Here is an 8,854-nt window from a genome sequence, read left to right as displayed (position 1 = left end):
ACAGCAAAGATAAGATACCCTGATCCGGAGATCTTTGAAAAGCAGGAAGATAAACCGGCAAGCTTTGAATTCAGGAAGTCATTTGTTCTGTTCATGGCGGCCATCTGCTTTTTTGCTTTTGGCTTTGCAGACTTCACCCTGATTACACTTCATTCGGCTAATACCGGAGCATTTAATGAATCCATGCTCAGCCTGCTATATGCTGGGGCAATGGCTGTGGATGCCTTTGCTGCACTATTCTTTGGCTGGCTTTATGATAAGGTCGGGCTGAAGGCTCTGATCATTTCCACACTATGCAGCACATTCTTCTCATGTTTTGTTTTTATGACTGGAAATGCCTGGTTGATCGGAGCTGGGATAATTCTATGGGGGATTGGAATGGGTGCGCAGGAAAGTATTATGAAAGCAGCTGTCAGCGGAATCGTCCCGCGTTCCATGCGAAGCACCGGTTTCGGAATATTTGAGACAGGATTTGGTATTGCGTGGTTTCTGGGCAGTTGGCTTCTCGGTGCCCTGTATGATTTGAATCCTGTGTATCTTGTCACTGTGTCTGTGGTATCACAGTTTCTGGCGATTGCATTTTATGCTTTATGCCTCCGGTGCAATAAGACAGAGTGTTAACAATTCCAGTTTATTGGAATGAGCATTATACCGGAATATTATCGTGTTTAAGTAGAGCGGATATCCTGCATGCCCAAACGTCACTAAAAATGCCCAAACGTTACCAAGATGCATGAAATTTGCATGGTTTTTGCGTTGAAAGCCGATTTTCGGTGTGATATTGTTATAATGAGCCAAGAAATGAACAGCAGGGAAGCAGCTCATATCCTGGCTTTTTCTTTTGCAAAAGAATAACTGTAAACCAAAGACGCTTATGTCTGATCGAAGGATTGGACCGGCGTCTTTTTTCTATGCTCAAAAATACAAAAGAAAGCGAGAAAACAAAATGGATTTTGAGACATTTAGAGAAAATCTTGGCAGAGATGTTAAGGAGACACTTGAGGCCAGGACCGGAACAGACTTTGAGGTCGAACACCGTACAGCGGAAAAGATGAACGGTAACTATGAGGCAATCGTAGTAAAGCCTGCAGACAGCGAAGTAGGAGTCAGCCTTAATGCATCCACTCTTTACCGGGACTACGAGAGCGGAGTGCCTTACGAGACCATCGCAAAGGGAGCAACAGATCTGGCAGACAGATCTCTTAGAAACCAACCGGAGTTTGATGTGGATTCTTTCAAGGACTATGACAAGATGAAAGGTACACTTGCAATGGAGGTCGTCTCCAAGGAGAGAAACGCTGAGCTTCTTGATACAGTTCCTCATAAAGATATTGAGGATATGTCAGTGGTTTATCGCTTTGTACTTGGCGAAACACCTGCGGGTTCAGGAACAATCCTTGTTACGAATCAGATGCTTGAGAATTATGGGATTACCGCAGATCAGCTTCATCAGGACGCAATGAAGACAGCTCCTGAGGTGAGACCTCTTGTAATTGAGGGCATGTGCGAAGTTCTTGCAAAGCAGATGGGGGTTCAGGATCTTGAGATGTTGGGGCTTAATATCCCACCTGAGCAGGAGCAGATTTTTGTTGCATCTGTGGAAGGCAATGTACATGGCGCCGGAGTCCTTGCTTACGAAAATTTCATGGAGAAAGCTTCGGAGAGGGTTGGAGGTGAGTCCTTCTTCATTTTACCCAGCAGCATCCATGAAATTTTGATCGTGCCTGACAACGGCATAATGGATCTTCGTCACCTTGAGTCGATGGTGAGAGAAGTAAACGCTACTACAGTGGATCCTTCCGAGCAGCTGACAGACAACGTTTATCACTACGATGCCAAGGAAAAGGTCTTTGAACTTGGTGAGAAGTATGTGGAGCGTCAGGCTGCTAAGGAGGCCAGAGGCCATGAGGCTTCGGAAAAGAAATCTCTCCTGGGAGATCTTAAAGCTGCCAAGGATGAGGCTTCCAAGACACCTCACAAGGATGCTGACATCGGAGAAAAGTCCAAGGATGGAAAAAGCCTTGGCTGATAACAGAAGATAGCAAAGGTATGATTGGCACTGGCCTGTGGTATATCCCGGACTGGTGCCTTTCTTTTACCAAATACATTTTCATAGAACAAGGAGAAACGAGATGCATAAAGGAAAACCAAGCAAGCATAAACTCAGCTGTGCAAGAAACAGCTCAAGAGAAATGAATCCTATCCCGGTTGGGAATCTTAAACCACATAATTGCAAAACTCCATGTCCTTACGGAAATGGAACTACCTTTTGTTTTCCATGTATGGTCAAGATCATGAACGAGCATAATGCATTAAGAAAGGCTGGATAACTGTCTATGACAGATGAAACATCAAGAGATGTTGTGAGATTCGTGATAAGGACAGGTAAGGTGTCGGCTAAGGCTCTCTGGAAGGGGCTTTGCGCAGTTGTTCGTGCTTATAAGCATCATAAGCAGACCGGAAGGCAGAGCGTGAAAACTCTTATAAGACAGGGGCAGGGTGCAACCAGTATGGAGGTGAGCGGCGAGAGCCTTAGGACTTTCAAGCGCATTGCCAACAAGTATGGAGTGGATTTTGCCATCGTAAAAGACAAAACTTCTGATCCCGTGCGTTACAACTGCTTTTTCAAAGCTAAGGACATGGACGCTATAACTGCCGTGGTAAAGGAGTACTCGGATAAAGTTGTAAAACGTGAGCAGAGGAAAGAGAAGCCCAGTCTCATCAATCAGATCCGTAAGCTCAAGGAGGAGATAGCAAAGCATCCTCGAAAGGAGAAAGTAAAGAACAAGGAGATTGTCAGATGACCTCTAAAATAAAAAAGAAGATCATACTAAACATCCCTTACTTTGCTGTAGGACTCTTTTGCACGAATCTTGGTGAAGCCTGGCGAATCGCCTGGGGCAGCAATATGTCTGAGAAGGTCCAGGGGCTTATATTGTACGGAGGCTTTAAAACTGCCTTTGCAAATATGCTTCCAAGCTTTCATCCATTAGACCTGGCTGTTGGCATTGCTTGTGGAGCAGGGCTTCGTCTTGCAGTTTATATCAAAAGCAAGAATGCCAAGAAGTTTCGCCATGGAGAAGAGCATGGCTCAGCAAGGTGGGGAAAACATGAGGATATAGAGCCTTTTGAAGACCCGGTCTTTGCAAATAATGTGATCCTGTCACAGACAGAGAAGATCACTATGAACTCAAGACCTCCTGATCCGAAGTACGCCAGAAACAAGAACGTTCTTGTGATTGGCGGTTCCGGTTCAGGTAAGACCAGGTTTTTTATAAAGCCTAATCTTTTGCAGTTTCACAGTTCCTATGTTTTAACCGATCCAAAGGGAACGCTCATTGGAGAGGTTGGGAACGCTTTTGTGAAGGCCGGGTATAGGATAAAGGTCTTTAACACTATCAATTTCAAGAAGAGCATGCATTTTAATCCCTTCGAATACATCCATTCAGAGTCTGACATCTTAAAGCTGGTAACCACGCTTATGGCTAACACCAAGGGTGATGGTTCGCCCACCGATCCGTTTTGGGAGAAAGCTGAAAGGCTTCTTTATACGGCGCTGATCGGCATGATCTATTATGAAGCTCCTGCAGAGGAGAGGAATTTCAATACGCTGATTGAGATGATCAATTCCATGGAAGTCAGAGAAGATGATGAATCCTTCAAGAATGCGGTGGATATCCTGTTTGAAAGACTTGAGAAAAAAGATCCTAACCACTTTGCCGTAAGGCAGTATTCCAAGTACAAACTCGCTGCCGGCAAGACAGCTAAATCGATTCTTGTGAGCTGTGGTGCAAGACTTGCTCCTTTTGACATTGCCCAGGTAAGGGAAATTATGAGTTATGACGAGCTGGAGCTTGATACCATCGGAGATGAAAAGACAATTCTGTTCCTTATCATGTCTGATAATGACAGTACTTTCAACTTTATGATCAGTATCATCTACAGTCAGCTTTTTAACCTCTTATGTGAAAAAGCGGATGATGTATATGGCGGAAAGCTCCCTGTCCACGTGCGCTGCCTCATTGATGAGGCGGCGAACATCGGACAGATACCTAATCTGGAGAAGCTTATGGCAACAATCCGAAGTCGTGAGATATCGGCTGCACTTGTGCTTCAGGCTAAATCTCAGCTGAAAGCTATCTACAAGGATAATGCAGAGACCATCTGCGCCAACTGCGATTCACAGATATTTCTGGGAGGCACAGAGCAGTCTACCTTAAAGGATATCAACGCTACTTTGGGAAAAGAGACAATCGACCACTATTACACAGGTGAGACCAGAGGAAATCAGCCCACCTACAATCTGACTTATCAGAAACTGGGGCGTGACCTTATGAGTATTGATGAGCTCTCTGTAATGGACGGTTCAAAGTGCGTTGTACAGGTTAGGGGAGTGAGACCCTTCCTGTCGGACAAATACGATCTTACACAGCATCCTAATTACAAACTAACTGCTGATGCAGACAAAAAGAACTGGTTTGATGTGGAGAAATTCCTTAGCCACAAAGTGGTCCTCAAACCGGATGATGAGTATGAAGTAATTGAAGTAACAGATGAGGATTAAGACTCAAAAGGTCTTTTCCTATAAATGCCTGGAAACAGGCATGTGCGATCGCACGCCAGAAGTCAGTCGACAGGCTCTGGCAGTAACTATCAACCGGCATCCCGGAATACGAGGGGTGTCGCTAACCAAACAAAAATTATTGGAAGGAGAAGGGTCCCACTACAAATGCCTTAAGCGACAAAACAGCGACAAAAGCTGTCTTGGGTTTCCTAAGAAAAAGTGAAACATGCTTAAATTGGGCATTTGTAGGGTTTGGGATTCAGAAAGAATTATGGCATTTTTTCAGAGTGCAGTAGGATCACTGCAGACAATTGTTATCGCATTAGGCGCAGGCCTTGGAGTGTGGGGCGCCATCAACCTTTTGGAAGGATATGGCAATGACAATCCCGGCGCGAAGTCACAGGGAATGAAGCAGCTCATGGCTGGCGGTGGTGTTGCCCTCGTTGGCACAACACTTGTACCTCTTCTTGCAGGACTTTTCTGATCTGCGAAGAGAGAAGCAAAAAAGACAACTGAATATTGAGAAAGTACAGGCTGGCGGGAGAGAACTCCTGACCAGCCTTCCTTTAATTACATCCAGCGATAAGCTGGCAAAGATATGGGAGGGATGTTGTGGATAGAGTAATCCAGCAAATTGAAGAACATATCAAAGAATTTATAATCCCTGTCCTAATGCAGTATTTTCAGAGTATGTTTGGATACGTTAATGATCAGGTGGCGGGAATCGCTTCAGACGTGGCTGTGACACCATCGGCTTTTTCGCCTGGCGTTTTCAGTATGGTGAGGAACGTGTCAGAAACGGTAATAATGCCCATAGCGGGTATAATACTGACCTTTGTGGCCTGCTATGAGCTGATACAGCTGATCATCAGCTATAACAACCTGGCAAGCTTTGAGACTTGGTTTATCTTCAAATGGATATTTAAGACATTTGTTGCAGTTGAGCTCATTACGCATACATTTGATTTTACCCTGGCTGTCTTTGATGTTGCCGGGCATGTGATTGCAAGTGCCGGTGGAGTCATTGGTGCATCAACAGCAATTGATTCATCAGCTCTTTCAAGCCTTCAGTCCACATTGGAAACGATGAATGTATTTGAATTGTTTGGCCTGTTTCTGCAGGTATCAATTATTTATGTGACTATCCTGGTCCTTTCAAGGATCATTTTTGTCATTATCTATGTGAGGATGATTGAAATATACATGTATGTTTCTATGGCGCCAATTCCTTTTGCAACATTTGGAAACAGGGATCAGAGCACAATGGGTATGAACTATGTAAAGAGTCTTTTCGCTCTTGGTTTTCAGGGCTTCCTGATCATGATATGTGTAGGAATATATGCAGTATTGATCCAGTCAGTAGCTTTTTCAAGCGATATAGTCGGATCCCTTTGGGGAGTTGTAGGATATACGATCCTTCTGGCATTCTCGCTCTTTAAGACAAGTTCAGTATCCAAGTCAATCTTACAATGCATTTAACAGGGAAGGAGAAAAAATGGCAGCTTCGTACGTAAGCGTGCCGAGAGATCTTACGAAGGTCAAAAGCAAAGTTATTTTCAATCTGACAAAAAGACAGATCATATGCTTTTCGGTGGCGGCGCTCATAGGAGTACCGTCTTTTTTTCTGATAAAAAGCGTGGCTGAGATAAACGTGGCAGTTATGGGAATGATGGTGATTATGATGCCAATATTCTTTTTTGCCATGTATGAAAAGAATGGAAGACCTTTGGAAGTCTATCTCGGGCATTTCATAGAGGCCGTATTCATAAGGCCAAAGAAACGTCCGTACAGAACGGATAATTACTACGCGGCGCTTCATAGATGCGCTGCAGTAAAAGAGGAGGTGGAAGAAATTGTTCGTACTTCCGTGGAGAAATAATAAAAACACCAGGGAATTTATCATGCCTGAAGGCCTTAGTAAAAAGCAGCAGGAAGAGGTAAAAGAGATAATCAAAAACGCCCAGAAAAGTGATGGGACGCCGAGAACAGCCCAGCAGACAATTCCTTTAGAGAGAATGTTTCCGGATGGTATCTGCAGGGTGGGAGATGATTATTACACCAAGACCATCCAGTTTCAGGATATTAACTACCAGCTGGCTCAGCAGGAGGATAAGACGGAAATCTTCGAGGAATGGTGCGGCTTTCTTAACTTTTTTGACAGTTCGGTTCATTTCCAGCTGTCATTTATGAACTTCGCAACTGAAGTTGGAGATTTTGAGAAAAAGATTGCGATTCCTCATCAGGCAGACAGATTCAATGATGTTAGGGATGAGTATTCCGGAATCTTATTAAAGAACATGCAGGCAGGTAATAATGGTCTGACCAAGGTAAAGTACATAACTTTCGGAATTCATGCGGATTCCATGAAGTCTGCAAAGCCAAGGCTTACGCATATTGAGGTGGATATCCTCAACAACTTCAAGCGCCTTGGTGTAATTGCCGAGACCCTTAATGGAGCTCAGCGCCTTGAACTCATGCACAGGCAGCTGCATATGGGTGAGACGGGCAAATTCCACTTCGATTGGAAGTATCTTGTAAACTCAGGGCTTTCGGTAAAAGACTTTATTGCTCCAAGTTCCTTTGAATTTCCTAATGGCAGATACTTCAAGATGGGAGATACCTGGTGTGCCATGAGCTTTTTGTCCATAGATGCTTCTGATATAAGTGATAGGATGCTGGCGGATTTCCTGGGAATGGAATCAAGTCAGATCGTCACAATGCATCTGCAGTCTGTGGATCAGAACGAGGCAATCAAGACTATTAAGCACACAATAACCGAGCTGGACCGCTCCAAGATTGAGGAACAGAAAAAGGCTGTCCGAGCCGGATATGACATGGAGATCATCCCCTCAGACCTTGCTACATACGGTAAGGATGCGAAAGCTCTTTTAAAAGAGCTGCAGTCCCAGAATGAGAGAATGTTCCTGCTTACATTCCTAGTGATGAATACGGGAAAGACAAAAGAAGAGCTGGATAATAATATTTTCCAGGCTTCTTCTATAGCACAGAAACATTCATGCAATCTTGTGAGACTTGATTTTCAACAGGAGCAGGGACTTGTCAGTACGCTCCCTCTTGCTTATAACGAGGTGGATATACAGCGTGGGATGACAACCTCAAGTACAGCAATCTTTGTGCCTTTCACGACACAGGAGCTGTTCCAGGATCACAGAGGAGCTCTGTACTATGGGCTTAACGCTCTTTCCAACAATCTGATCATGGTGGACAGAAAGATGCTTAAGAACCCCAACGGTCTTATCCTTGGAACACCCGGATCCGGTAAGTCTTTTGCTGCAAAGAGGGAAATAGTAAATTCATTCCTGGTAACAGACGATGACATCATCATATCAGATCCTGAAGCCGAGTACCGGCCTATGGTTGAGTATCTTGGAGGTCAGGTTATCAGGATAAGTCCAACGTCGGATCAGTACATAAATCCAATGGACATCAACATGAATTATTCTGAAGACGACAATCCGGTTATGCTGAAGGTGGATTTTATCCTGTCTCTTTGCGAGCTTATCATGGGGTCAAAAGATGGTCTGCAGCCTGCGGAGAAGACAATCATAGACAGATGTGTAAGGCAGGTTTACAGGAAATATCTCGAGAATCCGTGTCCTGAGAATATTCCGATACTGGAAGATCTCTACAATCTGCTCCTGGCTCAGGAGGAGCCTGAAGCCAAGTATGTAGCAACTGCACTGGAAATTTATGTTACAGGATCTCTTAATGTCTTTAACCACAGGACAAACGTGGAGCTCCACAACAGGCTTGTGTGCTTTGATATCAAGGATCTTGGCAAGCAGCTTAAAAAGATAGGTATGCTCATAATCGAGGATCAGGTCTGGGGCAGAGTGTCTGAGAACAGAGAGGCCGGTAAGTCCACAAGATATATTATGGATGAGATGCATCTTCTCCTTCGTGAGGAGCAGACTGCGGCCTATACAGTTGAGATCTGGAAGAGATTTCGTAAGTGGGGAGGCATGCCGACCGGCGTTACTCAGAATGTCAAAGATCTGCTTGCTTCCAGGGAAGTAGAGAATATATTTGAGAACTCCGACTTTATCCTGATGCTCAATCAGGCGGTCGGAGACAGGGCAATCCTTGCTAAACAGCTTAACATAAGTCCACACCAGCTTTCGTATGTGACACATTCGGGAGAAGGTGAAGGGCTTATTTTTTATGGGAATGTAATCCTGCCCTTTGTGGACAGATTTCCCAAGGAGACCAAGCTGTATAAGGTTCTTACAACCAAGTTTGCGGAAAAAGAAAATGCTGCTTAACCAAAGG

8 protein-coding genes are annotated in these 8,854 nt (G+C 44.4%); all 8 read left to right on the top strand.

Going from position 1 to position 8,854, the window contains the following annotated elements; translation table 11 throughout:
• On the top strand, positions 1-621 hold a 621-nt coding region (locus G589_RS20500; protein WP_035776499.1), incomplete at its 5' end, for an MFS transporter.
• Positions 622-946: 325 nt separating this feature from the next.
• Positions 947-2,029 carry a DUF5688 family protein gene (locus G589_RS0117060; protein ID WP_026522971.1) on the top strand — a complete coding sequence of 361 codons (1,083 nt, stop codon included), beginning with the start codon at positions 947-949 and terminating at the stop codon, positions 2,027-2,029.
• 307 nt (positions 2,030-2,336) lie between these two features.
• Entirely contained in the window at positions 2,337-2,804 is a 468-nt protein-coding gene (locus G589_RS0117050) for a PcfB family protein (RefSeq protein WP_026522970.1), read from the top strand.
• Positions 2,801-4,564, top strand: a complete 1,764-nt coding sequence (locus G589_RS0117045; RefSeq protein WP_022770879.1) for a VirD4-like conjugal transfer protein, CD1115 family — start codon at positions 2,801-2,803, stop codon at positions 4,562-4,564. The genes G589_RS0117050 and G589_RS0117045 overlap by 4 nt, the downstream gene beginning before the upstream one ends.
• 271 nt (positions 4,565-4,835) lie before the next feature.
• Positions 4,836-5,048 carry a Maff2 family mobile element protein gene (locus G589_RS0117035; RefSeq protein ID WP_022770880.1) on the top strand — a complete coding sequence of 71 codons (213 nt, stop codon included), beginning with the start codon at positions 4,836-4,838 and terminating at the stop codon, positions 5,046-5,048.
• A gap of 128 nt (positions 5,049-5,176) precedes the next feature.
• Positions 5,177-6,043, top strand: a complete 867-nt coding sequence (locus G589_RS0117030; RefSeq protein WP_026522968.1) for a VirB6/TrbL-like conjugal transfer protein, CD1112 family — start codon at positions 5,177-5,179, stop codon at positions 6,041-6,043.
• Between the two features lie 16 nt (positions 6,044-6,059).
• Positions 6,060-6,443, top strand: a complete 384-nt coding sequence (locus tag G589_RS0117025; RefSeq protein WP_026522967.1) for a PrgI family protein — start codon at positions 6,060-6,062, stop codon at positions 6,441-6,443.
• Positions 6,444-6,465: 22 nt separating this feature from the next.
• Complete coding sequence (locus tag G589_RS0117020; protein WP_026522966.1) at positions 6,466-8,847, top strand: VirB4-like conjugal transfer ATPase, CD1110 family; 2,382 nt, start codon at positions 6,466-6,468, stop codon at positions 8,845-8,847.
• Positions 8,848-8,854 lie beyond the last annotated feature (7 nt).

The sequence above is a fragment of the Butyrivibrio sp. VCB2001 genome (assembly GCF_000423965.1).
Taxonomy (GTDB): Bacteria; Bacillota; Clostridia; order Lachnospirales; family Lachnospiraceae; genus Butyrivibrio.
This window is presented reverse-complemented; position numbering and strand designations above follow the sequence as displayed.

What these genes read in the sequence shown, in the direction of transcription:
- G589_RS0117060 (WP_026522971.1), top strand. Translation starts at nt 947, where the DNA reads ATGGATTTTGAGACATTTAGAGAAAATCTTGGCAGAGATGTTAAGGAG.
- G589_RS0117050 (WP_026522970.1), top strand. Translation starts at nt 2,337, where the DNA reads ATGACAGATGAAACATCAAGAGATGTTGTGAGATTCGTGATAAGGACA.
- G589_RS0117045 (WP_022770879.1), top strand. Translation starts at nt 2,801, where the DNA reads ATGACCTCTAAAATAAAAAAGAAGATCATACTAAACATCCCTTACTTT.
- G589_RS0117035 (WP_022770880.1), top strand. Translation starts at nt 4,836, where the DNA reads ATGGCATTTTTTCAGAGTGCAGTAGGATCACTGCAGACAATTGTTATC.
- G589_RS0117025 (WP_026522967.1), top strand. Translation starts at nt 6,060, where the DNA reads ATGGCAGCTTCGTACGTAAGCGTGCCGAGAGATCTTACGAAGGTCAAA.
- G589_RS0117020 (WP_026522966.1), top strand. Translation starts at nt 6,466, where the DNA reads ATGCCTGAAGGCCTTAGTAAAAAGCAGCAGGAAGAGGTAAAAGAGATA.